The organism is Citrobacter sp. Marseille-Q6884, assembly GCF_945906775.1.
Taxonomy (GTDB): domain Bacteria; phylum Pseudomonadota; class Gammaproteobacteria; order Enterobacterales; family Enterobacteriaceae; genus Citrobacter.
The window spans coordinates 1,042,451-1,068,862 of record NZ_CAMDRE010000002.1 but is presented as its reverse complement, the minus strand read 5'-3'; the positions used below and the strand labels follow the sequence as shown (position 1 = coordinate 1,068,862).

At 53.2% G+C, this 26,412-nt stretch carries 24 protein-coding genes, 2 tRNA genes and 2 other RNA genes; 12 read left to right on the top strand and 16 right to left on the bottom strand.

Annotated elements, in window-relative coordinates; all coding sequences use genetic code 11:
* Positions 1-31 precede the first annotated feature (31 nt).
* A complete protein-coding gene (gene rssA / locus N7268_RS20335) occupies positions 32-937 on the bottom strand; it encodes a patatin-like phospholipase RssA (RefSeq protein ID WP_198904013.1) in 906 nt (301 codons plus the stop codon).
* Between the two features lie 112 nt (positions 938-1,049).
* Between rssA and N7268_RS20330 the strand changes: the two genes are divergently transcribed.
* The 6 genes from N7268_RS20330 to N7268_RS20305 all read left to right on the top strand — a co-directional run bounded on the left by N7268_RS20330 (position 1,050) and on the right by N7268_RS20305 (position 3,116).
* A complete protein-coding gene (locus N7268_RS20330) occupies positions 1,050-1,505 on the top strand; it encodes a YchJ family protein (RefSeq protein ID WP_198904012.1) in 456 nt (151 codons plus the stop codon).
* 56 nt (positions 1,506-1,561) lie between these two features.
* Entirely contained in the window at positions 1,562-2,404 is an 843-nt protein-coding gene (purU, locus tag N7268_RS20325; protein WP_198904011.1) for a formyltetrahydrofolate deformylase, read from the top strand.
* Positions 2,405-2,560: 156 nt separating this feature from the next.
* Positions 2,561-2,645: transfer RNA gene (locus N7268_RS20320), tRNA-Tyr, on the top strand.
* 43 nt (positions 2,646-2,688) lie between these two features.
* Positions 2,689-2,820, top strand: a non-coding RNA gene (locus N7268_RS20315) — RtT sRNA.
* A 34-nt stretch (positions 2,821-2,854) separates the two neighbouring features.
* Positions 2,855-2,939, top strand: a tRNA-Tyr gene (locus N7268_RS20310).
* Between the two features lie 46 nt (positions 2,940-2,985).
* Positions 2,986-3,116, top strand: a non-coding RNA gene (locus N7268_RS20305) — RtT sRNA.
* A 201-nt stretch (positions 3,117-3,317) separates the two neighbouring features.
* Here the strand turns inward: N7268_RS20305 and narI are convergent.
* From narI to N7268_RS20280, 5 genes are all read right to left on the bottom strand, one after another.
* Positions 3,318-3,995, bottom strand: a complete 678-nt coding sequence (gene narI, locus N7268_RS20300) for a respiratory nitrate reductase subunit gamma (protein WP_198904010.1) — start codon at positions 3,993-3,995, stop codon at positions 3,318-3,320.
* Positions 3,995-4,705 (bottom strand): nitrate reductase molybdenum cofactor assembly chaperone, encoded by a 711-nt coding sequence (narJ, locus tag N7268_RS20295; protein ID WP_198904009.1) that lies wholly within the window; start codon positions 4,703-4,705, stop codon positions 3,995-3,997. The genes narI and narJ overlap by 1 nt, the downstream gene beginning before the upstream one ends.
* Positions 4,702-6,240, bottom strand: a complete 1,539-nt coding sequence (gene narH, locus N7268_RS20290; RefSeq protein WP_260864232.1) for a nitrate reductase subunit beta — start codon at positions 6,238-6,240, stop codon at positions 4,702-4,704. The genes narJ and narH overlap by 4 nt, the downstream gene beginning before the upstream one ends.
* Positions 6,237-9,980 (bottom strand): nitrate reductase subunit alpha, encoded by a 3,744-nt coding sequence (locus N7268_RS20285; protein ID WP_260864231.1) that lies wholly within the window; start codon positions 9,978-9,980, stop codon positions 6,237-6,239. Before N7268_RS20285 ends, narH begins: the two co-directional genes overlap by 4 nt.
* A gap of 393 nt (positions 9,981-10,373) precedes the next feature.
* A complete protein-coding gene (locus N7268_RS20280; protein ID WP_260864230.1) occupies positions 10,374-11,765 on the bottom strand; it encodes a NarK family nitrate/nitrite MFS transporter in 1,392 nt (463 codons plus the stop codon).
* 340 nt (positions 11,766-12,105) lie between these two features.
* Between N7268_RS20280 and narX the strand changes: the two genes are divergently transcribed.
* Both narX and narL read left to right on the top strand, forming a co-directional pair.
* Entirely contained in the window at positions 12,106-13,902 is a 1,797-nt protein-coding gene (narX, locus tag N7268_RS20275) for a nitrate/nitrite two-component system sensor histidine kinase NarX (protein ID WP_260864229.1), read from the top strand.
* Positions 13,895-14,545 (top strand): two-component system response regulator NarL, encoded by a 651-nt coding sequence (gene narL, locus N7268_RS20270; protein ID WP_061068018.1) that lies wholly within the window; start codon positions 13,895-13,897, stop codon positions 14,543-14,545. The genes narX and narL overlap by 8 nt, the downstream gene beginning before the upstream one ends.
* Positions 14,546-14,554: 9 nt before the next feature.
* On the opposite strand, the gene N7268_RS20265 is transcribed toward narL, so the two are convergent.
* Positions 14,555-15,940: a YchO/YchP family invasin gene (locus N7268_RS20265; protein WP_260864228.1), complete on the bottom strand. Its 1,386-nt coding sequence runs from the start codon at positions 15,938-15,940 to the stop codon at positions 14,555-14,557.
* Between the two features lie 211 nt (positions 15,941-16,151).
* Between N7268_RS20265 and N7268_RS20260 the strand changes: the two genes are divergently transcribed.
* On the top strand, positions 16,152-16,505 hold the full coding sequence (locus tag N7268_RS20260) for a DsrE/DsrF/TusD sulfur relay family protein (protein WP_198904002.1): 354 nt from the start codon (positions 16,152-16,154) through the stop codon (positions 16,503-16,505).
* 263 nt (positions 16,506-16,768) lie between these two features.
* Complete coding sequence (locus N7268_RS20255) at positions 16,769-17,014, top strand: DUF1883 domain-containing protein (RefSeq protein WP_003833405.1); 246 nt, start codon at positions 16,769-16,771, stop codon at positions 17,012-17,014.
* Positions 17,015-17,055: 41 nt separating this feature from the next.
* Here N7268_RS20255 and N7268_RS20250 read toward each other — a convergent pair whose 3' ends face one another.
* Both N7268_RS20250 and chaB read right to left on the bottom strand, forming a co-directional pair.
* Positions 17,056-17,751 carry a gamma-glutamylcyclotransferase gene (locus N7268_RS20250; RefSeq protein ID WP_260864227.1) on the bottom strand — a complete coding sequence of 232 codons (696 nt, stop codon included), beginning with the start codon at positions 17,749-17,751 and terminating at the stop codon, positions 17,056-17,058.
* Positions 17,752-17,947: 196 nt separating this feature from the next.
* Entirely contained in the window at positions 17,948-18,178 is a 231-nt protein-coding gene (chaB, locus tag N7268_RS20245) for a putative cation transport regulator ChaB (RefSeq protein WP_260864226.1), read from the bottom strand.
* 273 nt (positions 18,179-18,451) lie between these two features.
* Here chaB and chaA point away from each other — a divergent pair, with 273 nt between their 5' ends.
* Positions 18,452-19,552, top strand: coding sequence for a sodium-potassium/proton antiporter ChaA (chaA, locus tag N7268_RS20240; RefSeq protein ID WP_198903998.1), 1,101 nt, complete (start codon positions 18,452-18,454; stop codon positions 19,550-19,552).
* A 113-nt stretch (positions 19,553-19,665) separates the two neighbouring features.
* Here the strand turns inward: chaA and N7268_RS20235 are convergent, their stop codons facing one another.
* Positions 19,666-20,256: a TetR/AcrR family transcriptional regulator gene (locus N7268_RS20235; protein WP_260864225.1), complete on the bottom strand. Its 591-nt coding sequence runs from the start codon at positions 20,254-20,256 to the stop codon at positions 19,666-19,668.
* Between the two features lie 72 nt (positions 20,257-20,328).
* Between N7268_RS20235 and bdcA the strand changes: the two genes are divergently transcribed.
* Positions 20,329-21,042, top strand: coding sequence for an SDR family oxidoreductase (gene bdcA, locus N7268_RS20230; RefSeq protein WP_260864224.1), 714 nt, complete (start codon positions 20,329-20,331; stop codon positions 21,040-21,042).
* 64 nt (positions 21,043-21,106) lie between these two features.
* On the opposite strand, the gene kdsA is transcribed toward bdcA, so the two are convergent.
* From kdsA to hemA, 6 genes are read right to left on the bottom strand one after another with little or no spacing between them, the layout of a single operon-like run.
* Positions 21,107-21,961: a 3-deoxy-8-phosphooctulonate synthase gene (kdsA, locus tag N7268_RS20225; protein WP_260864223.1), complete on the bottom strand. Its 855-nt coding sequence runs from the start codon at positions 21,959-21,961 to the stop codon at positions 21,107-21,109.
* A 35-nt stretch (positions 21,962-21,996) separates the two neighbouring features.
* On the bottom strand, positions 21,997-22,806 hold the full coding sequence (sirB1, locus tag N7268_RS20220; RefSeq protein WP_260864222.1) for an invasion regulator SirB1: 810 nt from the start codon (positions 22,804-22,806) through the stop codon (positions 21,997-21,999).
* A gap of 3 nt (positions 22,807-22,809) precedes the next feature.
* Entirely contained in the window at positions 22,810-23,202 is a 393-nt protein-coding gene (gene sirB2, locus N7268_RS20215) for an invasion regulator SirB2 (RefSeq protein WP_260864703.1), read from the bottom strand.
* Positions 23,202-24,032 (bottom strand): peptide chain release factor N(5)-glutamine methyltransferase, encoded by an 831-nt coding sequence (gene prmC / locus N7268_RS20210; RefSeq protein WP_260864221.1) that lies wholly within the window; start codon positions 24,030-24,032, stop codon positions 23,202-23,204. The genes sirB2 and prmC overlap by 1 nt, the downstream gene beginning before the upstream one ends.
* Positions 24,032-25,114, bottom strand: coding sequence for a peptide chain release factor 1 (gene prfA, locus N7268_RS20205; RefSeq protein WP_260864220.1), 1,083 nt, complete (start codon positions 25,112-25,114; stop codon positions 24,032-24,034). The genes prmC and prfA overlap by 1 nt, the downstream gene beginning before the upstream one ends.
* A gap of 41 nt (positions 25,115-25,155) precedes the next feature.
* Positions 25,156-26,412, bottom strand: coding sequence for a glutamyl-tRNA reductase (hemA, locus tag N7268_RS20200; RefSeq protein WP_198903993.1), 1,257 nt, complete (start codon positions 26,410-26,412; stop codon positions 25,156-25,158).

Here is a 26,412-nt window from a genome sequence, read left to right as displayed (position 1 = left end):
AGAATTTACTTAAGTGTTGATAAAAAATGCGTTAAATGTTGGTCTTCACTAAGGGCAGAAGCTCATCCATTTTCTTCTCGACGGCTAACTGCCCGGCTGCAATTGCGGCACTTGCACGGTGGAAGTCCAGCGTAGAGATTTGTGGGCAAAATGGCTGAATCAGAATATCTGGAGGGTCACCCGCCATTCGGTTGCGCTTAAGACGGTTTTCCAGAACCTGTATTGAGGTCGTCATGATCTCCATCGCCGTGGGCGCGGTGACGGTGCGCCTGGCCGTAATATTGCTCAAACGCTCTTTCAGTCGCGCATGCCATGAAAGTTCATCATCGCTCGATTCGGTATCATTACTGACGTTGAAGGAGAGCAGGTCTTGTTGCATGAGGTGAGCGTCATGCTGCAGGTCAACCGCAATAACGATATCGGCTCCCAGCGCACGCGTCAGAGAGACAGGGACAGGGTTAACAACCGCGCCATCCACCAACCAGTAACCGTTGTGTGCAACGGGAGACATCAAACCAGGAATACTGCAGGAGGCGCGGACAGCAAGGTGCAAATCACCTTCGGTAAACCATAGCTCCCGCCCCGTACTCAGGTTGGTTGCGACGGTAGCAAAACGGCGTGAACATTGCTCGATTGCTTCCACCGGCATAACAGTGCGGTACTGATTGAATACCCGTTCGCCGCGCAGCAATCCTCCACGACGCCACGAGAGATCCATCAGACGTAAAACGTCCCAATAACTAAAGGAGCAAACCCACTGTTCAAGAGCGGGTAATTTATTGCAGGCATAGGCAGCGCCAACCAGCGAACCGATAGAACACCCTGCAACGATATCAACATCAATGCCCATATGTTTAAGGGCTTTTATCACACCAATATGCGACCAGCCTCGCGCTGCGCCGGAACCTAGCGCCAGCCCTATTTTAATTTTTCTCATTGTACCTACAGACTTCCCCTGGATTGCAGACGTAGCAACATCGCCACCGCTCAGTTAACATAGTGCCACCCTGGCGTTTTTACGCCGTTTTTTTATTCCAGGGAGATAATTTGTGTCTCAGCTTTGTCCCTGTGGTAGCGCTGTCGAGTATAGCCTATGTTGCTACCGTTATGTGTCCGGTGCGCAAGTAGCACCTACGCCGTCACACCTCATGCGTTCTCGTTACTGTGCTTTTGTGATGAAAGACGCAGATTACCTGATCAAAACCTGGCACCCGGACTGCAATGCAGCTGCCTTTCGGGATGATATTGTCGCAGGATTTGCGCATACCGAATGGCTCGGTCTGACCGTTTTTGAACAAGCAACGTCAGATTCAGATGATGTCGGGTATGTCAGCTTTGTGGCACGTTTTTCTGAGCAGGGCAAAACAGGCGCCATTATCGAGCGTTCTCGTTTTTTAAAGGAAAACGGTCAGTGGTACTATATTGACGGAACGCGCCCTCAACCAGGACGAAACGATCCCTGCCCTTGTGGGTCAGGTAAAAAATTTAAAAAGTGCTGCGGCTAACCAAAATGCCCGACAGCATCAATGATGCAAACATTATCAACAGGATTACCCCGGCAATGCATTCACAACAACGTAAAGTTCTTCGCACTATCTGCCCCGACCAAAAAGGTTTGATCGCACGGATCACCAATATTTGTTACAAGCATGAGCTGAACATCGTGCAAAACAATGAGTTTGTTGATCACCGTACCGGGCGCTTTTTTATGCGTACCGAACTGGAAGGTATTTTTAATGACGTCACGTTGCTGACGGATCTGGATAGCGCCTTACCAGAAGGTTCCATTCGCGAACTCACACCAGCAGGACGTCGCCGCATCGTTATTCTCGTCACCAAAGAAGCGCATTGTCTGGGTGACCTGTTAATGAAAGCCAATTATGGCGGGCTCGATGTCGAGATTGCAGCCGTTATCGGCAATCACGAAACACTGCGCTCTCTGGTTGAACGCTTCGATATTCCTTTTGAGCTGGTCAGCCACGAAGGATTAACGCGCGAAGAGCACGATCAAAAAATGGCCGATGCGATCGACGCACACCAGCCGGACTATGTGGTGCTGGCGAAATATATGCGTGTCCTGACTCCGTCATTTGTTTCACGCTTCCCGAATAAGATCATTAATATTCACCATTCATTCCTGCCCGCATTTATTGGCGCACGTCCGTACCATCAGGCGTATGAGCGTGGTGTTAAAATCATTGGCGCCACGGCTCACTACGTCAACGATAATCTCGACGAGGGCCCTATCATTATGCAGGACGTAATCCATGTGGATCACACCTATACCGCAGAAGATATGATGCGTGCAGGTCGCGACGTAGAAAAAAATGTATTAAGCCGTGCCCTGTATCAGGTTCTGGCTCAGCGCGTTTTTGTTTACGGCAACAGAACGATTATTCTGTAATCAATTGATAATTGAATTGGTTACCTTTACGTCTTTACGCGTGAAAATCAGGCAACCAGTTCTTTTTTATCAATTGAAGGCTTTACAGCGGCGCATCATTTGATATGATGCGCCCCGCTTCCAACCGGAAGCAGGCCAGTAAAAGCATTGCCCCGTGGTGGGGTTCCCGAGCGGCCAAAGGGAGCAGACTGTAAATCTGCCGTCATCGACTTCGAAGGTTCGAATCCTTCCCCCACCACCATTATTCACCACAGCGATGTGGTAACTTCGGTGAGATTGTTAATGTTTGCACTCATCGGGGAAGGGTGAGAACCTTCGACTAAGGTTCGACTCGAGCGAAAGCGAGAGAACGTTGCCGCAGGCAACGGCCCGAAGGGTGAGGAGCGAAGCGACGAATAATCCTTCCCCCACAATCATCTCAAGCATTACCTCAAAATTTGAATTACCCCTGGTGGGGTTCCCGAGCGGCCAAAGGGAGCAGACTGTAAATCTGCCGTCATCGACTTCGAAGGTTCGAATCCTTCCCCCACCACCATCTTCTCCTGAAACTACCGACACCAAATCCAGCGACATCACCCTATATTCTGCCCATGCGGGGAAGGACGAGAAGCTTCGACCAGGGTTCGGTTCGAGCGTAGCGAGAAAGCGTTGCCGCAGGCAACGACCCGAAGGGCGAAGCGCGTAGCGCTGAGTAATCCTTCCCCCACCACCATCTTATCCTGAAACTACCGACACCAAATCCAGCGACATCACTCTATATTCTGCCCATGCGTGGAAGTATGAGAAGCTTCGAGTCAAACATGTTCATGCCCATACCGGATCGACAACAGTTCCACCCTCCCACAATACAGACTATGCCGCAGCCATAAAAAAACCCCGCCGAAGCAGGGTTTATCGTCAACGCTAACGTATCTCAGCGACGCGCACGCACCACCTGGTACTTACGGGTCAGATATTCCACCGGTACGCTCCAGATGTGCACCAGACGCGAGAACGGGAACAGCAGGAACAATGTCATCCCCAGCACCAGGTGCATACGGAAAATAAATGCCACACCGTCCAGGTATTCGGATGCACCACCGTGGAAAGTCACCACAGACTGCGCCCAACCAACCAGTTTCATCATTTCGCTACCGTCCATATGCTGCGCGGAGAACGGAATGGTCAGCAGCCCCAGTGCACACTGAACCACCAGCAGGGTGAGGATCAGAATGTCCGCCCCCGTCGTGGTAGCACGGACTCGAGGGCTGAACAAACGACGCTTCAACAGCAGCACGCCGCCAATCAAGCACATTACACCGCTGGCGCCCCCCGCGAACATTGCCATCTTCTGTTTCACTTCGATCGGCAGCCATGCTTCATACATCCAGTGCGGCGTCAGCATCCCCAGGAAGTGACCCGCAAAGATGCCCAGAATCCCGATATGGAACAGGTTTGACGCCAGGTTCATCCCTTTACGATCCAGCATCTGGCTGGAGGCCGCACGCCAGGTATATTGCCCGTAGTCATAACGCAGCCAGCTACCGATCAAAAACACCGCCCCGGCAATGTAGGGGTAGATATCAAAGAAGAACATATTCAGGAAGTGCATTAGTGCTGTCCTCCGGTGGTGATATTCAAATACTGCGGCGCAACGGCCCCGGCAAAACGACGCTGATGCGCAGAGATTTCAGATTCGCCGCAACCCTGGTCAGCGAAGAATTTAACCTGCTCCTCCTCCCAGACCGCATCCAGTGCCTGCGGAGTGTCATCACGCACTTCATCCGCAATTTTTTCAGCCACTTTGTTGCTGTCGATAGCGGTATTCGCCAGTTTCAACAGCAGATCGAACAGCACAGCGTAGCGACTTTCACGCTGTTGCAGACGTGCGCTGAGCAGCGCCAGAATCGGTGCGATATCCTGCAGTCCGCCCAACGCTTCGTTCTTCGGTAGCTGCGCCAGGTATTCCAGATACAGCGGCAGATGGTCCGGCAGCTCACGGCTGTCGAGCAGTAAACCGTGCTGCTCGTACTGCGCCATAAGATCAACCATGGCCTGACCGCGATCGCGAGATTCACCATGTACATGTTCAAACAGCAGCAGCGAGGTCGCGCGACCACGGTCGAACAGTTCGCTGTAGCTTGCCTGGACATCCAGCATGTCCTGTGCCGTTAAATCGCGCAGGAAAACGCCCAGCGTCTGGGCATCCTCTTTGTCCAGGTTTTCAGATGACGCGAGTGCATCGAAAAGTTCCTGTTGATGCTGCCACAAGGCAGCATCCGGGTACTCGAGCAGACGCGAAACAATGACGAGTTCAATCATTGGTGCGGCTCCGTTTTGCTGGTCACATCGATAGCATCGATGCGGCGGCTGTTGAACAGGTTGAATTTGCTGTCTGAGCCATGGCAACCATCGCCGAAGGTGAAACCGCAACCGCTTTTTTCCGGGAAGGCTTCACGTGCCAGCTCACGGTGGCTACTTGGGACCACGAAACGATCCTCGTAGTTAGCAATCGCCAGATAGCGGTACATTTCCTGCGCCTGAGCTTCGGTCAGACCGACTTCTTCCAGCGCACGAGTATCCACTTTGCCATCAACGGTTTCTGCGCGTTTGTAATGACGCATTGCCAGCATACGTTTCAGTGCAAGCAGCACCGGCTGGGTGTCCCCTGCCGTCAGCAGATTAGCCAAATACTGAACCGGAATACGCAGGCTATCCACGTCCGGCAGAATCCCGTTGCTACCCACTTCCCCCGCGTCAGCCGCAGACTGAATCGGTGACAACGGCGGCACATACCAGACCATCGGCAGCGTGCGATATTCAGGATGCAGCGGCAGCGCCAGCTTCCAGTCCACGGCCATTTTGTATACCGGAGACTGCTGCGCAGCATCAATCACGCTCTGTGGAATACCGTCTTGCAGCGCCTGCTCAATCACCGCGGGATCGTTTGGATCAAGGAACACGTCCAGTTGACGCTGATAGAGATCTTTCTCGTTCTCAGTGCTGGCAGCACGCTCAATCGCATCGGCGTCGTACAACAACACACCGAGGTAACGAATGCGCCCTACGCAGGTTTCTGAACAGATGGTCGGCTGACCCGCTTCAATACGCGGATAACAGAAGATGCACTTCTCAGACTTTCCGCTCTTCCAGTTGAAGTAGATTTTTTTGTACGGGCAGCCGGTGATGCACATACGCCAGCCGCGGCATTTGTCCTGATCGATCAGCACAATGCCATCTTCTTCACGCTTATAGATTGCACCGCTCGGGCAAGTCGCCGCACAGGCCGGGTTCAGGCAGTGCTCGCACAGACGTGGCAGGTACATCATGAACGTATTTTCGAACTGGCCGTACATCGCCTTCTGCATGTTTTCGAAGTTTTTGTCTTTCGACAGCTTCTCAAACTCACCGCCCAGGTCATCTTCCCAGTTCGGGCCTTTCTCGATTTTCGCCATACGCTCGCCGGTGATCAGCGAGCGCGGACGCGCAATCGGCTGCACTTTAGTGCCTTCCGGCGCGGTGTGCAGGTTCTGATAATCAAAATCAAATGGCTCGTAATAATCATCAAGCCCCGGCAGATGCGGGTTGGCGAAGATTTTACCCAGCAGCAGCGCACGGTTACCCATGCGCGGCTGGATTTTGCCATTGATCTTGCGGATCCAGCCGCCTTTATATTTTTCCTGGTTTTCCCAGTCTGTCGGGAAGCCCTGGCCCGGTTTGGTTTCCACGTTGTTAAACCACGCGTATTCCACCCCTTCACGGCTGGTCCAGACGTTTTTACAGGTGACTGAACAGGTGTGGCAACCGATGCACTTATCCAGATTCAGCACCATGCCGACTTGTGAACGAATTTTCATTTTACGCTCTCCTGTACCTGGTCATTACCTTCGCCATCCAACCAGTCAATATTCTTCATCTTACGGACAACGACGAACTCATCGCGGTTAGAGCCGACGGTGCCGTAGTAGTTAAACCCGTATGCCAGTTGGGCATAGCCACCGATCATATGCGTCGGTTTCGGCGTAATGCGCGTCACCGAGTTATGAATACCGCCGCGCTGGCTGGTGATTTCTGAACCCGGCAGGTTCACGATACGTTCCTGCGCGTGGTACATCATGGTCATCCCTTCCGGCACACGCTGGCTTACGATTGCACGGGCTGTCAGCGCACCGTTGGTGTTGAAGACTTCAATCCAGTCGTTGTCCGCGATGCCTAACGCTTTCGCATCCGCTTCGCTCATCCACACTACCGGGCCACCGCGACCCAACGTCAGCATCAGCAGGTTGTCACTGTAGGTGGAGTGGATACCCCACTTCTGGTGCGGCGTCAGGAAGTTGAGCGCTTTTTCCGGGTTACCATTCGATTTCTGCCCCATCACTTCTTTTACTGAACGGGTGTCGATTGGCGGACGATAGACCAGCAGGCTTTCCCCGAAATCACGCATCCACTGGTGATCCTGATACAGCTGCTGACGACCAGACAACGTACGCCATGGGATCAACTCATGAACGTTGGTGTAACCGGCATTGTAAGAGACATGCTCATCTTCAAGACCAGACCAGGTCGGGCTGGAGATAATTTTGCGCGGCTGCGCCTGAATATCGCGGAAACGGATCTTCTCGTCCTCTTTATTCAGCGCCAGATGCGTATGGTCGCGTCCGGTGAACTCACTCAGCGCCGCCCAGGCTTTCACTGCCACCTGGCCGTTGGTTTCCGGTGCGAGGGTCAGGATCATTTCTGCCGCATCAATTGCGGTATTCAGCATCGGCTGGCCTTTCGCCGGACCTTCTGCCTTGGTGTAATTGAGCTTACGCAGCAGATCCATTTCGCTCTGGGTGTTCCAGGCGATACCTTTACCGCCGTTGCCGATTTTTTCCATCAGCGGGCCGATAGAGGTGAAGCGCTCGTAAGTCGCCGGATAATCACGCTCAACCGTCAGAATATGCGGCGCGGTTTTACCCGGGATCAGATCACATTCGCCTTTTTTCCAGTCTTTCACATCCAGCGGTTGCGCCAGCTCAGCAGCGGAATCGTGCTGGATTGGCAACGTCACGACGTCGGTTTCTTTACCGAGGTGGCCGACGCACACTTCGGAGAATTTCTTCGCGATCCCTTTGTAGATTTCCCAATCGCTTTTCGATTCCCAGGCGGGATCAACTGCAGCAGACAGCGGATGAATAAACGGATGCATATCCGAGGTATTCATGTCGTCTTTTTCATACCAGGTCGCGGTTGGCAGTACGATGTCAGAGTAGAGACAGGTGCTCGACAGACGGAAGTCCAGCGTCACCACCAGATCCAGTTTGCCGTCGAGGCCATTGTCCTGCCATTCCACTTCTTCTGGCTTCACGCCGCCCTGTTTACCGAGATCTTTGCCCTGAATACCATGCTCAGTACCCAGCAGGTACTTCAGCATGAACTCATGGCCTTTACCGGAGGAACCCAGCAGGTTAGAACGCCAGATGAACAGGTTGCGCGGATGGTTTTTACCGTTTTCCGGCTGCTCAGCCGCAAAGCGAATAGAGCCTTCTTTCAGAGATTTCACGGTGTAATCCACCGGATTCATCCCTGCTTTTTCCGCCTCTTCGGCGATACGCAGCGGGTTAGTCCCCAACTGCGGCGCAGACGGTAACCAGCCCATACGTTCAGCACGGACGTTAAAGTCGATCATATGACCGGTATAGCGGGATTTATCCGCCAGCGGTGACAACAACTCTTCCGCAGTGACCGTTTCATAACGCCACTGACTGGAGTGGTTATAGAAGTAAGAGGTGCTGTTCATATGACGTGCCGGGCGCTGCCAGTCAAGAGCAAACGCCAGCGGCTGCCAGCCGGTCTGCGGACGCAGTTTTTCCTGGCCGACATAGTGTGCCCAACCACCACCGCTCTGCCCCACACAACCGCAGAAGATCAGCATATTGATCAGGCCGCGGTAGTTCATGTCCAGGTGATACCAGTGGTTCAGACCGGCACCGACAATAATCATCGAACGGCCGTGGGTTTTATCCGCGTTATCAGCAAATTCACGTGCAATGCGGATGATGTTCGCACGGGAAACGCCGGTCACCTTCTCGGCCCAGGCCGGGGTGTATGCTTTCATGTCATCGTAGCTGGTCGCGCAGTTTTCATCGTTCAGACCACGTTCCAGGCCGTAGTTGGCCAGCGTCAGGTCATAGACGGTGGTGACCAGCGCGGTAGAGCCATCCGCCAGTTGCAGACGCTTAACCGGAAGTTTGTGCAGCAGGATGTTTTCCAGTTCGACTTTATTGAAGTGTTCGGTGCCTTCGCCGCCAAAGTACGGGAAGCCCACTTCAGCGATCTCATCCTGGCTACCGAGCAGGCTGAGTTGCAACTCAGTTTCTGCGCCTGATGTACCGTCGCGTTGTTCGAGGTTCCACTTGCCTTTTTCGCCCCAGCGGAAACCGATTGAACCGTTAGGTGCAACCATATCGCCGTTTGTATTCATGGCGACGGTTTTCCACTCCGGATTATTTTCCTGACCCAGCGCATCAACAAGATCTGCAGCACGCAGCATACGACCTGCCGCATAGTAGCCGTCGCGCTCTTCCAGCATCACCAGCATCGGCATATCGGTGTAACGGCGCACGTAGTCGGTGAAGTACTGGCTCGGATTATCGAGATGGAATTCACGCAGCATTACGTGTCCCATCGCCAGCGCCATTGCGGCATCGGTACCCTGTTTCGGTGCCAGCCACAGATCGCACAGTTTGGCGATTTCGGCGTAGTCTGGGGTGATCGCTACGGTTTTCGTGCCTTTGTAGCGGACTTCAGTAAAGAAGTGGGCGTCTGGCGTACGGGTCTGCGGAACGTTAGAGCCCCAGGCGATGATATAGCTGGAGTTGTACCAGTCAGCAGACTCAGGCACGTCAGTCTGTTCACCCCAGGTTTGCGGGGAAGCCGGCGGCAAGTCGCAGTACCAGTCGTAAAAGCTCAGGCAGGTTCCCCCGATCAGGGACAGGTAACGAGCACCGGACGCGTAGGAGACCATTGACATCGCCGGGATCGGAGAGAAGCCCGCGACGCGGTCAGGACCATAGGTTTTGACGGTGTATACGTTAGACGCGGCAATCAGTTCATTCACTTCCTGCCAGGAGGAACGCACAAATCCACCACGACCACGCGCTTGTTTGAAGCTTTTTGCTTTGTCAGCGTCTTCAATGATGGATGCCCAGGCTTCTACCGGATCGCTGTGCAACTTTTTCGCTTCACGCCACATCTTCATCAGACGTTTGCGCATCAGCGGATATTTCAGGCGGTTAGCGCTGTAGAGATACCAGGAATAGCTCGCGCCACGCGGGCAGCCGCGAGGTTCGTGATTAGGCATATCCGGACGGGTGCGGGGATAGTCGGTTTGCTGGGTTTCCCAGGTGACCAGACCATTTTTCACGTAGATTTTCCAGCTGCATGAACCGGTGCAGTTTACCCCATGGGTTGAACGCACAATTTTGTCGTGCTGCCAACGCTGGCGGTATCCATCCTCCCAGTCCCGGTTAGTTTCGAGAAGCTGGCCGTGCCCATCGGCAAAGGTTTCACCCTTCTGCTTGAAGTAGCGAAACCGGTCCAGGAATTTACTCATCGGTTGTCTCCTGTAGGAGCCTGTCGGCCCTCTGATAAATCGACATTGCTTAACGTTGTGGCGAAGGTAACGCTCTGAAAGCGCGTGGGAATTGATAACGATCAAGGCAGACAGGGATGAAAAAGGGAGGTTAATTTTTATATACCTCCTAAGTGGGATATTTTAATGACAAATAATCCATTGATTTAAAAAGGAATTTTAAAAATCGATTCTCATGAAAATGTTAAATTCTTTAGAAGTGGGTATTAAGGGGTATGCCCCCTGCCAGGCATATTACGCGCTCCGTTTTGGCAGACCTGAGCGTTGAATTCACAATTAAGTATGTTGTAACTAAAGTAAGATAAAAAAAAGCGCGGTCTAACACCGCGCAATGGATAATCAACAGTTACTTTTTTATTTTTTAGAATGCCGTCCGTATACCACCCAGGTGATAACCACGCAGGCAACATAGAAAATCAGAAAGAGTTTCATCGCGCCCACCGGTGAACCGGTTAACGCCAGAGAGGTACCAAATGCTTTCGGAATAAAGAAGCCGCCGATTGCGCCGATGGCTGAGATAAAGCCCAGCGCTGCCGCCGTGTCGGTTGCCGCTTCACGCATGGCTTTCTCTTCTGAGCCCCCTTCCGCTTTGACCCTGTCCATCGTCAGCTTACGGAAGATAACGGAGATCATCTGGAAGGTTGAACCACTCCCCAGACCGGCCGTCAGGAACAACGCCAGGAACACCGCAAAGAAGGCAATAAAGCTACCGCCCACACCGTTTGTTGGTAAGGTCAGGAACAGCAAGGCGCTGAAAACGGCCATCAGAACAAAGTTCACCAGCGTCACGCGCGTCCCACCGAGTCGGTCAGAGATTGCACCGCCTGCAGAACGTGCCAGAGCGCCAATCAACGGACCAAAGAAGGCATAATGCAGGATCTGCACATCCGGGAATTGCGTTTTTGACAGCATCGCGAAACCGGCGGAGAACCCAATGAAAGAGCCAAAGGTCGCCAGATACAGCAGACTCATGATCCACAGATGTCCGCGTTTCAGTACCGGCAATTGCTCTTTGAGTGACGCTTTTGAGGTAGCCAGTTCGTTCATACCGAACCATGCAGCCAGCGTGAAAATAGCGAGGAACGGAACCCAAATCCACGCCGCGTTGGCCAGATACAGCTGCGTACCATCCGGTTGTTCAACGCCGTGGCTACCAAATGCAGCAAAGATGGAGAGCGAAACCACCAGCGGAGCAACCAGCTGCATCACGCTGACGCCCATATTGCCCAGACCACCGTTCAAACCCAGCGCGCCACCCTGCTTCTGTTTAGGAAAGAAGAAGCTGATGTTTGCCATGCTGGAAGCAAAGTTTGCCCCTGCAAAGCCGCACAGCAAAGAGATCACAATAAACGTACTAAACGGCGTGGAGGTATCCTGCACCGCAAAGCCTAACCACACGCAGGGAATGATCAAAATGCCGGTGCTGAAGGCCGTCCAACGACGTCCACCGAATAGTGGAACCATAAAGGAGTAAGGTACGCGCAGCAGTGCTCCGGAGACCGACGGTAATGCTGTCAGCATAAACAGCTGTTCGGTTGTGAAGTTGAAACCCACCTTCGGGAGATTCACCGCAACGGCACTGAATAACATCCATACACAAAACGCCAGCAGCAGACAAGGGACGGAAATCCACAGGTTACGGCTGGCGACACGCTGACCACGCTGTTGCCAGAAGGCGGGATCTTCCGGCCGCCATTCTGTAATTACAGCTCCAGATGCCCTTTCCGGGGCAGATGAGTGACTCATAGACACCTCTGATACTTGTTTCGATGCCTGCAACATTAGGGTTTACTGCCGGGGGTAAGTTGATATAAATCAAAGGAAAAGCCGTCATTATTGATGCCTAAAAATTGTCATCACCCTTAATGAGTAGCTGACATCGATAAAAAAGATGTGGTTTTTCACGCCTCTGTCGTCCCCTACTCCCCTGCGTCCGGAATCTCCCCTACCCGCGGCAATTAAGGGGTAGCCCATTTGAGGTATGGGTATACTCCGGTGTATCGCCGAGAATAACGCCACTGCTTACGGCTGAATCGTCATTCAATAAGGTTTTCTGCTCAACGAAAACCGGAAGGAAGAAGTCACCATGTTTAAACGTTGTCTCTCCCCGCTTACGCTGGTCAACCAGGTGGCGCTCATTGTTTTGCTCTCCACCGCTATCGGTGTGGCCGGTATGGCTGTCTCCGGTTGGCTGGTTCAAGGAGTTCAGGGTAGCGCTCATGCCATCAACAAAGCAGGTTCACTGCGTATGCAGAGTTATCGCCTGCTGGCCGCTGTGCCGCTGGATGCTCGGGATCAACCCCTGCTGGATGAGATGGAAAAAACGGCGTTTAGCCCGGAGTTAACGCGTGCCGCGCAGCGTGACGGGCAACAAGCTCAGTTAAAAGCATTACAGGATTACTGGCACACCGAACTGGCGCCAGGACTTGCGCACGCGAAAAATGGCGATGCGGTCGCGGCAGATGTTTCGCGCTTTGTCGCAGGACTGGATCGGCTGGTGACGGCTTTTGACCATACCACTGAACTGCGTATTGAACGCGTCGTTCTGCTGCATCGCCTGATGGCGATATTGATGGCATTACTGCTGGTCTTCACCATTATCTGGCTACGCGTACGCCTGCTGCAGCCATGGAAACAACTGCTGGCGATGGCGCGTGCGGTCAGTCAGCGTGACTTTACCCAACGTGCGCATATCAGCGGGCGTAATGAGATGGCCGCGCTGGGATCCGCACTGAACAACATGTCAGAGGAACTGGCCGAAAGTTACGCCGTGCTGGAACAACGGGTGCAGGAGAAAACAGCAGGCCTGGAACATAAAAACCAGATCCTCTCGTTCCTGTGGCAAGCCAATCGGCGTCTGCACTCTCAGGTACCGTTGTGTGAGCGGCTCTCTCCGGTGCTCAACGGTCTGCAAAATTTGACGCAGTTGCATGATATTGAGCTGCGGGTTTATGACCTGGAGGATGAAGATAACCATCAGGAATTCACCTGCCAGTCCAGTCTCAGCTGCGATGAAAAAGGGTGTCATCTGTGCCCACGCGGTACGCTACCCGCGATTGAGGGAGGAAGCACGCTGAAATGGCGGCTGACTGATGCCCACACCCAGTACGGAATTCTGCTCGCCACCTTGCCTTATGGCCGTCATCTCAGCCATGACCAACAGCAACTGGTGGACACTCTGGTGGAACAACTGACCGCTACGCTGGCACTGGACAGACACCAGGAGCGCCAGCAGCAGTTGATTGTCATGGAAGAGCGTGCCACCATTGCACGTGAACTCCATGATTCTATTGCACAATCGCTCTCATGCATGAAGATGCAGGTCAGCTGTTTGCAGATGCAAGGCGATGCGCTCCCGGAAACGAGCCGCGAGCTGCTTAGCCAGATTCGTAACGAGCTGAATGCCTCATGGGCGCAGTTGCGTGAACTGTTAACCACCTTCCGTTTGCAGTTGACGGAACCCGGCTTGCGGCCTGCGCTGGAAGCCAGCTGTCAGGAATACAGCGCCCGTTTTGGCTTTGCGGTTAAGCTGGATTATCAGTTGCCGCCACGTCTGGTGCCTTCGCATCAGGCCATTCACCTGTTACAAATTGCTCGTGAGGCCCTGAGTAATGCCCTTAAACACTCCCGTGCCAATGACGTTACCGTCACGGTGGTGCAAAATGGCAAACAGGTCAAACTGACCGTGCAAGATAACGGCTGCGGCGTACCGGAAAACGCCGAACGCAGTAACCATTACGGCATGATTATTATGCGCGATCGTGCGCAAAGCTTGCGCGGCGATTGCCGTGTACGCCGTCGAGAGACAGGCGGTACCGAAGTTGCTGTCACTTTTATTCCCGAAACAAACTTCACAGAAGTCCAAGGAGATACCCATGAGTAATCTGGAACCGGCAACCATCCTGTTGATCGACGATCATCCCATGCTGCGAACCGGTGTTAAACAGCTTGTCAGCATGGCATCCGATATTACCGTGGTCGGCGAAGCCAGCAATGGCGAGCAGGGTATCGAGTTGGCGGAATCTCTGGATCCTGATCTGATCTTACTGGATCTGAACATGCCAGGTATGAACGGTCTGGAAACACTCGATAAGCTGCGTGAGAAATCGTTATCTGGTCGCATTGTCGTATTCAGCGTGTCAAACCATGAGGAAGACGTGGTGACTGCACTGAAACGCGGTGCCGACGGTTATCTGTTAAAAGACATGGAGCCGGAAGATCTGCTGAAAGCGTTGCAACAAGCGGCAGCAGGTGAAATGGTGCTGAGCGAAGCCTTAACGCCTGTTCTGGCAGCCAGTCTGCGTGCCAACCGTGCCACGTCTGACCGTGATGTTACGCAACTTACGCCGCGCGAACGTGACATTCTGAAGCTGATCGCTCAGGGTCTGCCGAACAAGATGATTGCCCGTCGTCTGGACATCACTGAAAGTACGGTTAAAGTCCATGTGAAACATATGCTGAAGAAAATGAAGCTCAAATCGCGCGTTGAAGCGGCGGTATGGGTGCATCAGGAACGCATTTTCTGATACGTCAGTTTAATGAGGATCATTTCCCGACACGCTAATAAACGGTTCGGTCAGTGAGAGCGTGATCTCATTGGAAGAGACACGCTGGCCTTGCCCGTCTTCCACCACTACCGACAGCCGCCAGCGGTTGGTTGCCCCTTCGCTGCTGTTCCACTTCGGCATAATAATCGTCCATCCTTGTGCACTGTTGTTGTTCGTCCCCGCCGTCAGACTCAGCGCCTGAATGTCACCTTGCCACGTCAGATGGCGAATACCATACCGACTCCGTACCTGTAGCTTCAGCGAAACCGTTTCACCCGGTTTGAGATCCCAGGGTGGTGTTGCCAAAAAGACGGAAAGTGATTTGCGCTGGCGATATTCCAGGGTGGGTAACTGATTGCGCTGCGGATCATCATAGCGGCTGCCACGTAATGACTGACTGCTGGCCACCTCACTGGACATCAGCTGCTTTTTCAGCGGTACGCCAAAGCGATAGTTGAGCGTTAAACCAAGGTTATTCTGGCTCACCCCGCTTTCCCCTTGCTTGTGCTGAGCGGTCACCGTAATCAACGGAACGGGCGTATAGCTCAGTCCCAGGTTTACCGCCACCGGGTTATGGTATCCGGTTCCTGAATGAAACAGATCGACCTGCTCGCCAAAATATTGTTCGACACTGACGCTGGTATTGAGATGCGCATAAAACGGCACGCGCATTCGTGCCGTGAGATCGTATCCGCGCGCCATTCGCTGCGCCTGCGTCGCTGACCGATCCTGCCAGGCGGACAACGGTTGATAATAATTGGCGGACAGACGCAAATTCTCCCCCCATGCTTCCGCGCCGAACCCACCCCGGGGCAGATTTTCATCCAGCAGGTTGTCATAAAACGTGTTGTAGCCTAACAACCAACCGTCCCGAACCCAGCGTTGTCCGATACCCACATTGCTGACCAGCCCCTCATCCTGTTGGGTCAGCCCCAACTGGCTCCAGGTAAGGTAACGCTGATTATCCTGCCAGGGTACAAACCAGCTTCCACGACTCCCGGTCAAACTGCCTTCATCATCGAGCTGTAGCCCGACGCTGGCATTTCCCCAGGGTGAAAGCCAGGATTCAAGTTGCTGATTCACCTGTTCGCTTACCGTGTCCCGAACCTGCCCAAACGCGAATTGCTTCGCCTGTTCACCGGTGTCCAGGCCGTTATCGGTCATACTGGCTTCGCCAAACGCTTTAGCCATTTCAGCCAGATGCTTTTCTCCGGCACGCGACTCCGGCGCCATGCCGAGGTCAGGCAGACCATCATGATTGTTGTCGAAAGGGTTTTCAGCCTGTTGGATAAAGGAAGTGTGCGCACTGGCAATACCCCCTGCCTGCGGCAAGAGTAGGAGAAGAAATAGCAGACAACAAACAAAACGGCTCAAATCGTCAGTGGTTTCTTACATCAATCATTCACAGCACCTTACATAACTTAAACCATAACGTTTTCACGCACGCTTTGCAGCCCTGTTTTCCCTTTTCAGGATTATCCCTGGCTGGAAAGTATCTCTTCCGCCCCGCTTTCTTTTCCATCCGCGGCAACACGGAGTAACATGATGACGACAATGAGCCTATCCCCCGATAACAGGAGTCAACATGCAAAAAATAGTGATCGTCGCGAACGGTGCGGCCTATGGAAGCGAATCGTTATTTAATAGTCTGCGTCTGGCTATTGCCCTGCGCGAACAGGAGGGCGACCTCGACCTGCGTCTGTTTTTGATGTCTGACGCGGTGACCGCGGGGATTCGTGGGCAGAAACCGGCAGAAGGTTACAATATTCAGCAAATGCTGGAGATCCTGACCGCACAACATGTTCCGGTAAAACTGTGCAAAACCTGCACCGATGGTCGTGGGATCACCGCACTACCTTTAATTGACGGTGTGGAAGTCGGCACACTGGTAGAGCTGGCGCAATGGACGCTGGCGGCTGATAAGGTTCTGACCTTCTGATCGACCAGATTTCAGGCAAGCACACTGAAAGAGTCAAAAATTTCCCGATTTAATCTTACCCGGGCGTACTTTTATTGAACGTTAGCACGCCCTTTCAACCCGTTTGAGGTATTTTGTCATTTTTGTTTAATCGTTATGCCGTTTTTTGATCAAAATCAGCATCCCGTTACTCCCCCTTTGGTGTTATGCAATGAGTGAAATGTGAACAACATCACGCAGCACTTTCGACAGAAAGTACGTTGTTTTCAAGAACGGGGTAAAAAATGGCATTAGTGAAGGCAAGTTTAAAGTTATTTGGTGGCGATACGGTGGTTGTGCGGTGTTCTGAGCGTTGTCATATCCACCTGATGAGCGAAAAAAATCACGTCAAAGACACGCAGTCTGATATTTTAAGCGTGCAGGATCGTGATAACGCGTGGTTGACCGTACCGTATACCGGCGTCTGGAATGTGCTGATCGACAGCCACAGCCAGTCGCTGGAGCACTCAATCAGTTATATTGCAGCCTGATGTTAACATGCCCGATACGCGTACGCGCTATCGGGCACTTCTCAGGCAAACCCTGGCCGCATAACGCCTTCCGGCAGGTTCTCTCCCAACAGTCTTTTGACCGTGACCACCAGATCGTTGAGACAATCATCCTGCATACCCAGCTTGATCAGCTCTTGTTCCAGCGAGAACAGATACTGTGCGTTGGTGCCCAGTGGCCCACTGGCAGCGGCAATGAGCGGCGCGATAACCTGCGCGCGAGTATCAGACTCAAAGAGCGGATGTCGTGGATCCATAATAAAGACCAGCGCATTCACCGTGCGTCCATCATCCAGCGCCAGTTGACACCAGGTAGGAAGATAGCACCCGGTGATCATTTCTCGCTTCCACAGCAAAGAGAGTTCCTGCTCCAGCGACGCCTGGGGTAAACGATAGGCTACGCCGGTCGTACGCCCACCTTCTTTCAGGGCCAGCATACGTCCAGGCTGACACGCCGTTCCGCGACCTGCGGTCAGACGCAGACAAAATGCCCTGTGCCAGCCGACTAACGTCCCGGTACAGGACTCTTCAAACTCTAAGGCCGGGTTCCACATCAACGATCCATAACCAAAGATCCACACCGGTCCATCATCTGGTCGGCAAGCGAGCGTAGCGGCCAGTGAGGCTGCCCGTTGTTCCGCTGACCAGAGTAGTGATTCTTCAATAGCACCAAATGCCGTCTTACAATCGGCATTCAATAAAAAATCACGCGTTAACACCTTACACCTCCGCCACTGCAGCTTCCTTGCGACAACTTTTTTGACGCCTTCCGGGCTTTTTTACTGCTCATTTTGAAACCAATAGCAGGACAATAGGCAATTCACCGGTTGCTTGCAAGGCAACAACGACACGGCGCAGCACGATTCGCTAACGCCCGATCCGGGTCAATTAATAAAGACATTATAATTGATGCTGTTACGTCTTTTTATGCCATTTATCATCATCGCCTTTTTGATAATCATTTTTGACCGCAGCCCACGCCACCTTATGCGCGGTCTCTTCCCGGCTGGCATCATCGCGACGGTCAGATTTATCTTTATACTGTGCCCAAGCACTGTTGAATGCTTCTTTATAAATATCCTGCGCATGAGCTGGCAGGACATGCTGTACGCTCTCCGGCAGATCGCTTTTGGATTTATAGGGCATTGTGAACTCCACTTTTTGGGCTAAACCTTAAGTGTGGCTAACAATATGGCGATACGCCAACAGAGAACTATTATTGATCTTGTCGCAATCTAACTTACTGTTAATTAAATACTCTATAAACAAGATCGCTCTTTTCACCGACTTGATAATGAAAATAAGTGATGCCGTAAAATTTCGTAAAAAATCACCTGTCAATTCACGTTTTCTGTTATTTTTTACATTCTTTAATACTTTTATAATTATAAATACCTGCAGAGATGGAGAGTAATTTAAATGACACATGTACATGAGGCGGTAAAAACCCGCCACAAGGAGACCTCGCTCGTCTTCCCGATTTTGGCGCTGGTAGTCCTGTTCTTATGGGGAAGCAGTCAGTCACTACCAGTGGTCATCGGCATTAATGCGCTTGCCCTTGTTGGTATTTTAAGCAGCGCATTTAGCGTTGTCCGTCATGCAGACGTATTAGCACACCGACTTGGCGAACCTTATGGATCGCTGATCCTCAGCCTGTCGGTAGTTATTCTGGAAGTCAGCTTAATCTCCGCACTCATGGCGACCGGCGATGCCGCGCCTACGCTGATGCGCGATACGCTCTATTCCATCATTATGATCGTTACCGGCGGACTGGTCGGTTTTTCATTGCTGTTAGGTGGGCGTAAATTTGCCACCCAATATATGAACCTGTTTGGCATTAAACAGTATTTAATCGCCTTATTTCCGCTGGCCATTATTGTGCTGGTGTTTCCGATGGCATTACCGGGCGCGAATTTCACCACCGCACAGGCGTTGCTGGTGGCATTAATTTCCGCGGCGATGTACGGCGTATTTCTGCTCATTCAGACCAAAACGCACCAGAGCCTGTTCATTTATGAGCATGAAGATGAGGGTGACGACGACGACCCACATCATGGAAAGCCATCCGCGCACAGTAACTTTTGGCACGCAACCTGGCTGATTATCCATTTGATCGCGGTCATCGCGGTCACCAAAATGAACGCCAGCCCGCTGGAGACGCTGTTAACCGAACTGAATGCGCCGGTCGCCTTTACCGGTTTCCTGGTTGCCCTGCTGATCCTCTCCCCGGAAGGTCTGGGCGCACTAAAAGCAGTGCTGAACAATCAGGTGCAGCGGGCGATGAATTTGTTCTTCGGCTCGGTATTAGCCACGATTTCACTGACGGTACCGGTTGTGACGCTGATTGCATGGGCGACAGGCAACGACCTCGTGTTTGCTCTGGGCGCACCGGAGATGATTGTGATGGTTTCATCGTTAGTTCTGTGCCATATCTCCTTCTCCACCGGACGCACCAACGTGCTTAACGGCGCGGCACACCTGGCGCTCTTCATCGCCTATCTGATGACAATATTTGCCTGATGATTATTTCAGGTGAAATCCACGGCCCTTCTCAGGGCCGTTTTCTTTTACGCCCTGCAGCATGGATAGCCATGAACTCACCGCTTTCCCCTTCTTATTGAGTGCGGCGAACATCAGGAAAGCGGGTGACGCAGCCCCAGGCTTGCGATCCGCGCGCTGGCCAGCAGGCGTTCAAGCGAGTGCCCGCAACGCGCTTTTCCCGATAGACCCAGCATCGTGGTACTGACGTAATCGGTCAGTCTGTCAGCTTCATTGGGGTGTCGCTGTGCGATGAAATCATGAATTTTATGTTCGGCGAGCGAATAGAAATCCCGTGCGACCTTCCGCGCCTGCGGATCGTTGCTGTGCATTCCCTCCAGAACCAGACACCCTGCCGCGTGCGGATCTGCGGCGTAGCGTCGCGCCGCCTCCTCAAGCAGAGCAGCGAGACACTCAGCAACCGGTTTATCGGAACGCAAAATGTCATCAAAAGGGATCGCATCGGTTTGTACATAGCGACCAAGTACACGCTCATAAAGACCGATTTTATTCCCGAAGGCAGCATAGAAACTCGGCGGCTTGATCGACAACGCCTCGGTAACATCCGCTACGCTGACGGCGTCGTATCCATGTGCGTGAAATAAGGGCTGTACTTTGGCAACGGCCAGCTCTGGATCAAAATTGCGTGGTCGACCCGGCGCGCGAGGACATTCTGTAGTGCTCATTACAAATCCATTGACAGAAAACAGTGCGGACATTATATATCGATCACTACATAATTATCCAAGGAGTCTCTCATGTCCTCATTTAACGGCAAGTCAGTTCTGGTACTTGGCGGCAGTCGTGGGATTGGCGCGGCGATCGTGCGCCGTTTTGCCACCGATGGCGCATCAGTGACCTTTACGTATTCAGGCTCCCCAGACGCTGCCAAAGCGCTTGTTGATGAGACAGGTACCCAGGCGGCGCAAACCGATAGCGCCGATCGCAACGCGGTCATCGACCGGGTGCGGGAGAGCGGCCCGTTAGATGTGCTGGTCGTTAATGCAGGGATTATTCTGTTTGGTGACGCACTGGAGCAGGATCCTGACGATGTTGATCGCCTGTTCCGGATTAACATCCACGCCCCCTACTACGCGGCTGTGGAAGCGGCACGACAGATGCCTGACGGCGGGCGAATTATCATTATTGGATCCGTGAATGGTGACCGGATGCCCCTTGCCGGCCTTGCCGCTTACGCGGTGAGCAAATCAGCGTTGCAAGGGCTGGCCAGAGGACTGGCACGTGATTTCGGTCCGCGCGGCATTACGGTAAATGTGGTTCAACCCGGCCCGATTGATACCGACGCCAACCCGGCGGATGGTCCACTGAAAGAGGTGATGCACAGTTTTATGGCACTAAAACGACACGGCCGACCCGAAGAAGTTGCGGGCATGGTTGCCTGGCTTGCAGGCCCTGAGGCAGGGTTTGTGACGGGGGCAATGCATACCATTGATGGTGCGTTTGGCGCCTGACGGTCGCCCTCAACACCCTTTTAAACAACAGGCCAGAGGTCTCCCTCTGGCCTGCGACACGCTCTTAGTTCTCAGTATCCAGCTCGTCGAAGCTTTTCACCAGGGAGTCAATCGCTTTAATCTGCGTGAGGAACTGTTCCAGTTTCGCCAGCGGCAGTGCAGACGGACCGTCACATTTTGCATTCGCTGGATCCGGATGCGCTTCAATAAACAGACCGGCCAGGCCGACCGCCATACCGGCGCGAGCCAGTTCGGTAACCTGCGCACGACGTCCGCCGCTTGCTGCGCCAAACGGGTCACGGCACTGCAGCGCATGGGTAACGTCAAAAATCACCGGCGCATTGCCAGAAACTTTCTTCATCACGCTAAAGCCCAGCATATCGACAACCAGGTTGTCATAACCAAAGTTGGTGCCACGGTCGCAAAGAATAACCTTGTCGTTGCCGCCTTCATGGAATTTATCCACGATATTACCCATCTGGCCCGGGCTGACGAACTGCGGTTTTTTCACGTTAATAACAGCACCGGTTTTTGCCATTGCTTCGACCAGATCGGTCTGGCGAGCAAGGAATGCCGGAAGCTGAATCACATCCACCACGTCAGCAACAGGCTGCGCCTGGCTGGCTTCGTGAACGTCGGTGATCACTTTTACGCCAAAGGTTTGCTTCAGTTCCTGGAAGATTTTCATCCCTTCTTCAAGGCCCGGTCCACGGTAAGAGTGGATGGAAGAACGGTTGGCTTTATCAAAGGAGGCTTTGAACACGTAAGGGATACCCAGCTTTTGAGTCACCGTTACGTAGTGCTCACAAATGCGCATCGCCAGATCGCGGGATTCCAGCACGTTCATTCCGCCAAACAGCACGAACGGCAGGTCATTTGCCACGTTGATGTCGCCAATGCTAACCACTTTTTGTTTCATAGGATCGCCTTAAACGGTAGGTAAATTGTCATTAATTAATGCAATACAATTTGCTTGTGCGAAATAGTATTAATCTGCGCACGGATCATTTCGCTGATCGGGTCTTCCGGACACTGTTCAACGAAATAACTTAAATCGGTCAACGCAACATGTTCACATTCCAGTTGCGCGTAAATCAATCCACGGTCGCGTATTTCATACGGATCTTCAGGATTAAACTGCAATAATGCTTCGCTGGCGCGCAGTGCCAGTTCCATTTGTCGTTCTTCCATCAGCGAAGACTTCAACGTGTCGAGCAGTTTGCGGATCACTTCCGCATTATCCGCTTCATCCAGGTCTTCGTTAAACAGTTCGGCAACCGGGCTGATATTCCCCTTCAGCCACACTTCCAGCGTGTGTTCATTTAACGTTTCGCCGTTGAACGGATTGATCAACCACATTTCGCCTTCCAGTGATTCAATACGCAGAATAAGCTGCGTCGGGAAAATCACCGGAACTAACGGCAGATTCAGTCGATTGGCAATCCATAATAAAATTGCCCCTAACGACACCGCGCTGCCCTGACGGTTTTTTAAAACCTGGTCAAGCCAGAGAGCATCAGAAAGACGGTAGACGCCGCGGGTATCCGTAAACCCCCATTCGCCGTAAAAAAGTGCCAGCAGTTTTTCCAGTTGCTCATCCTGAGACAGGAGCTGGCTAATTTCTTCATGCGCCAGGCTGACCAGACGCTCAAGCTCGTCATAGACAGACTGTGTCGGGAAATCCAGGCGGATAGACTCCGATGCCAGGATCATTCCTTCGCACAATGGCGCTTTGTTAAATTCGAAATCAGCTAACGACCTCATGACTTACCCCAGTAACGGTATTTTTGTGGTGGCGAGTTTAATGATGATGTACAGCACCACCAGCGCCAGCGGGAAAGCGATTAAGCGCGCCTGCTGACTGCGCGCCCGACGGTAATCGAGCGCAATAAAACCCAAAACGATGTAAATGATAACCCCAAACAGCTTTTCAGTCAGCCATGTACCCTGTTCAGTGAATGGCAGGATGTGCGTTTTAACGATCAACGCCATGCCGCTGAATAACAAAATGGTGTCAATAATCGGTGGCACAATCCGCGTCCAGCGTGCTGATGCCAGTCTGGCGTCGGTATAGCGCCACCAAAAACGTAGCGTCAGCATGCCGACAGAAAGCGCAATGCTAATAAGATGAATGCTAAACAGCACACTGAACGTATTCATCATGCGTAGCGTCCGAGCGTAATGCGCTCGTTGCCGCCATAGTCGCGACAGGTTTCAACGTCGAGATAGCCCGCCTGCAAAAAGGCGGTTCTCACTTCGCTACCCTGCTGCCAGCCATGTTCCAGTAGCAGATAGCCGCCGGGGGTGAGTACGTTGCGAGACTGGTCGATGATATGGACGATATCCGCCAGACCGTGATCGCTCGCCACCAACGCCGATAGCGGCTCAAAGCGCACATCGCCCTGGGCCAGATGCGGGTCTTGCTCATCGATATACGGCGGATTGCTGACAATCATGTCAAACTGCTGCCCCTGCAGAGCGCTAAACCAGTCGCTTTGCAGTACACGCACATTGCTGATGGCCAGATGCTGCGTGTTGCGGGTCGCCAGAGCCACGGCATCCGGCATGCGATCAACCGCGGTCACCACGCAATCCGGGCGTTCAGAGGCCAGCGCCAGCGCAATGGCCCCCGTTCCGGTGCCCAGATCAAGGATGCGGCACGCACAAGCAGGCAGGCGTGCCAGCGCTTGTTCAACCAGACATTCGGTATCCGGGCGCGGAATCAGCGTTGCCGGCGAAACGAATAACGGCAGCGACCAGAACTCACGAACGCCGGTTAAGTGCGCAACGGGTTCGCCCAACTGGCGACGTGCCACCAGTGCGTCCAGCTGCTCGTGCTGCTCTGCGGTTAACTCCGTTTCGCCAAATGCCAGAATAAAGGTTCGCCCCTTGCCGGTAACATGCTCAAGGATGATCTCGGCATCCCGGCGCGGGCTTTCGCTATTCTGCAATTGGCTTATTGCCTGACGCAACCAGTGCTGATAGTCCATTAATCCTGCTCGGACAGCGCCGCTAATTGGTCGGCCTGATATTCCTGGACAATTGGCTCAATGAGCATATCCAGCTTGCCCTCCATCGCTTCATCCAGACGGTAAAGCGTCAGGTTAATGCGATGATCGGTTACACGACCCTGCGGGAAGTTATAGGTACGGTTGCGATCGCTACGATCGCCGCTGCCCAACAGGTTGCGACGCTCAGAAGCTTCGGCCTGTTGGCGTCTTGCCACTTCGGCGGCACGAATACGCGCCCCCAGCACCGACATCGCTTTCGCTTTGTTTTTATGCTGCGAACGTTCGTCCTGACACTCCACCACAATACCGGTTGGCAAGTGGGTAATACGGATTGCCGAGTCGGTGGTGTTAACGTGCTGACCGCCCGCACCAGAGGAACGGAAGGTATCAATACGCAGATCGGCCGGGTTGATATCCGGCAGTTCCGCTTCCGGCAGTTCCGGCATGACCGCGACCGTACAGGCGGAAGTGTGAATACGCCCCTGTGATTCCGTCGCCGGAACGCGCTGTACGCGGTGGCCACCGGACTCAAATTTCAGTCGGCCGTACACGCCATCGCCGCTCACTTTGGCAATAATCTCTTTATAACCGCCATGCTCACCTTCGTTGGCGCTTATGATCTCCACACGCCAGCGACGCGATTCAGCGTAACGGCTGTACATACGGAACAGATCGCCGGCAAACAGCGCGGCTTCATCACCGCCGGTTCCCGCGCGAACTTCCAGGAACGCGTTACGTTCGTCATCCGGATCTTTTGGCAGCAGCAGAACCTGCAGATGCTGTTCCAGCTGCTCACCTTTTTCTTTTGCTTCGCGCAGTTCATCCTGCGCCATCTCACGCATTTCAGGATCGTCGAGCATCATCTGTGCTGTTTCGATATCATCCTGAATCTGTTGCCAGTCCGTAAAACAGCGAGAGACATCGCTTAATTGGGCATACTCGCGCGACAGCGCACGAAAGCGTTCCTGGTCTGCGATGGTTCCCGCATCACCGAGCAGCGCCTGAACTTCTTCATGGCGTTCATGCAGGGCTTCCAGTTTGGCAACGATAGAAGGCTTCATAGGCGTAAATGCACCCTGTAAAAAATAAGATTGGTGTGCTGCTACTCCAGCCCGAGGCTGTCGCGCAGAATATTCAGGCGTTCACTATCCCCGTCACGGGCGGCCTGTTGAAGTGATTTGGTTGGTGCATGGATCAGGCGGTTCGTCAGCTTCCAGGCCAGATCCTGCATAATGGCTTGCGCATCACCGCCCTGATCCAGAGCAGCCAACGCTTTAGCGGTCAGTTCATCACGAATCTGTTCTGACTGACTGCGGTACTCGCGGATGGTTTCCGTCGCGCTTTGGGCGCGTAACCAGGCCATAAACTCGCTGGTTTCCTGCGCAACAATGGTCTCGGCTTCGACTGCCGCGGCTTTGCGCTGCGCCAGGTTATGCGAAATGATGCTTTGCAGGTCATCAACGCTGTACAGATACGCGTTGGACAGTTTGCCGACTTCCGGTTCAACATCGCGCGGTACGGCGATATCGACCAACAGCATAGGCTGATTGCGACGGTTTTTAAGCGCGCGCTCAACCATCCCTTTACCGATAATCGGCAGTGGGCTGGCCGTCGAGCTGATAATAATATCGGCGTCCTGTAATCGCGCGTCGATATCACTGAGTGAAATCACCTCGGCGCCGACTTCATCAGCCAGAACCTGTGCGCGCTCACGCGTACGGTTGGCGATGATCATCTTCTTCACTTTGTGTTCACGCAGATGCCGCGCCACCAGTTCGATGGTTTCACCTGCGCCAACCAGCAAGACGGTGACCGTGGAAAGTGATTCAAAAATCTGACGCGCCAGCGTACAGGCGGCAAATGCAACGGACACCGCGCTCGCGCCGATGTCGGTTTCAGTTCTTACACGTTTGGCGACCGAGAAGGATTTCTGGAACATGCGCTCCAGCGCGCTGGCGTTGAGGTGACCTTTTTGCGAATCCGCGAACGCTTTTTTGACCTGTCCGAGAATTTGGGGCTCGCCCAGCACCAGCGAATCCAGACCGCTGGCTACGCGCATCAGATGGCTGACGGCGTCGTTGTCCTGGTGCCAGTAAAGGCTGCTACGCAGATCCTCTTCGTTCAGGTTGTGGTACTCGCACAACCAACGAATCAGCGCCTCTTGCAGGTTGTCCTGCTCCTCGACGCTGAGATACAACTCCGTGCGGTTACACGTTGACAACACCACCCCGCCCTGCACCATTGGCTGCGCAAGCAGGCTGTCCAGCGCCTGATCGAGCGTGTCCGGCGAAAACGTTACGCGTTCTCGCAGCGATACAGGTGCCGTTTTATGGTTAATACCAAGCGCTAAAAGGGTCAT

Coding starts and splice junctions, on each gene's coding strand:
- rssA (WP_198904013.1), bottom strand. CDS start 937: ATGAGAAAAATTAAAATAGGGCTGGCGCTAGGTTCCGGCGCAGCGCGA.
- purU (WP_198904011.1), top strand. CDS start 1,562: ATGCATTCACAACAACGTAAAGTTCTTCGCACTATCTGCCCCGACCAA.
- narI (WP_198904010.1), bottom strand. CDS start 3,995: ATGCACTTCCTGAATATGTTCTTCTTTGATATCTACCCCTACATTGCC.
- narJ (WP_198904009.1), bottom strand. CDS start 4,705: ATGATTGAACTCGTCATTGTTTCGCGTCTGCTCGAGTACCCGGATGCT.
- narH (WP_260864232.1), bottom strand. CDS start 6,240: ATGAAAATTCGTTCACAAGTCGGCATGGTGCTGAATCTGGATAAGTGC.
- N7268_RS20285 (WP_260864231.1), bottom strand. CDS start 9,980: ATGAGTAAATTCCTGGACCGGTTTCGCTACTTCAAGCAGAAGGGTGAA.
- N7268_RS20280 (WP_260864230.1), bottom strand. CDS start 11,765: ATGAGTCACTCATCTGCCCCGGAAAGGGCATCTGGAGCTGTAATTACA.
- narX (WP_260864229.1), top strand. CDS start 12,106: ATGTTTAAACGTTGTCTCTCCCCGCTTACGCTGGTCAACCAGGTGGCG.
- narL (WP_061068018.1), top strand. CDS start 13,895: ATGAGTAATCTGGAACCGGCAACCATCCTGTTGATCGACGATCATCCC.
- N7268_RS20260 (WP_198904002.1), top strand. CDS start 16,152: ATGCAAAAAATAGTGATCGTCGCGAACGGTGCGGCCTATGGAAGCGAA.
- N7268_RS20255 (WP_003833405.1), top strand. CDS start 16,769: ATGGCATTAGTGAAGGCAAGTTTAAAGTTATTTGGTGGCGATACGGTG.
- chaB (WP_260864226.1), bottom strand. CDS start 18,178: ATGCCCTATAAATCCAAAAGCGATCTGCCGGAGAGCGTACAGCATGTC.
- chaA (WP_198903998.1), top strand. CDS start 18,452: ATGACACATGTACATGAGGCGGTAAAAACCCGCCACAAGGAGACCTCG.
- N7268_RS20235 (WP_260864225.1), bottom strand. CDS start 20,256: ATGAGCACTACAGAATGTCCTCGCGCGCCGGGTCGACCACGCAATTTT.
- bdcA (WP_260864224.1), top strand. CDS start 20,329: ATGTCCTCATTTAACGGCAAGTCAGTTCTGGTACTTGGCGGCAGTCGT.
- kdsA (WP_260864223.1), bottom strand. CDS start 21,961: ATGAAACAAAAAGTGGTTAGCATTGGCGACATCAACGTGGCAAATGAC.
- sirB1 (WP_260864222.1), bottom strand. CDS start 22,806: ATGAGGTCGTTAGCTGATTTCGAATTTAACAAAGCGCCATTGTGCGAA.
- sirB2 (WP_260864703.1), bottom strand. CDS start 23,202: ATGAATACGTTCAGTGTGCTGTTTAGCATTCATCTTATTAGCATTGCG.
- prmC (WP_260864221.1), bottom strand. CDS start 24,032: ATGGACTATCAGCACTGGTTGCGTCAGGCAATAAGCCAATTGCAGAAT.
- prfA (WP_260864220.1), bottom strand. CDS start 25,114: ATGAAGCCTTCTATCGTTGCCAAACTGGAAGCCCTGCATGAACGCCAT.
- hemA (WP_198903993.1), bottom strand. CDS start 26,412: ATGACCCTTTTAGCGCTTGGTATTAACCATAAAACGGCACCTGTATCG.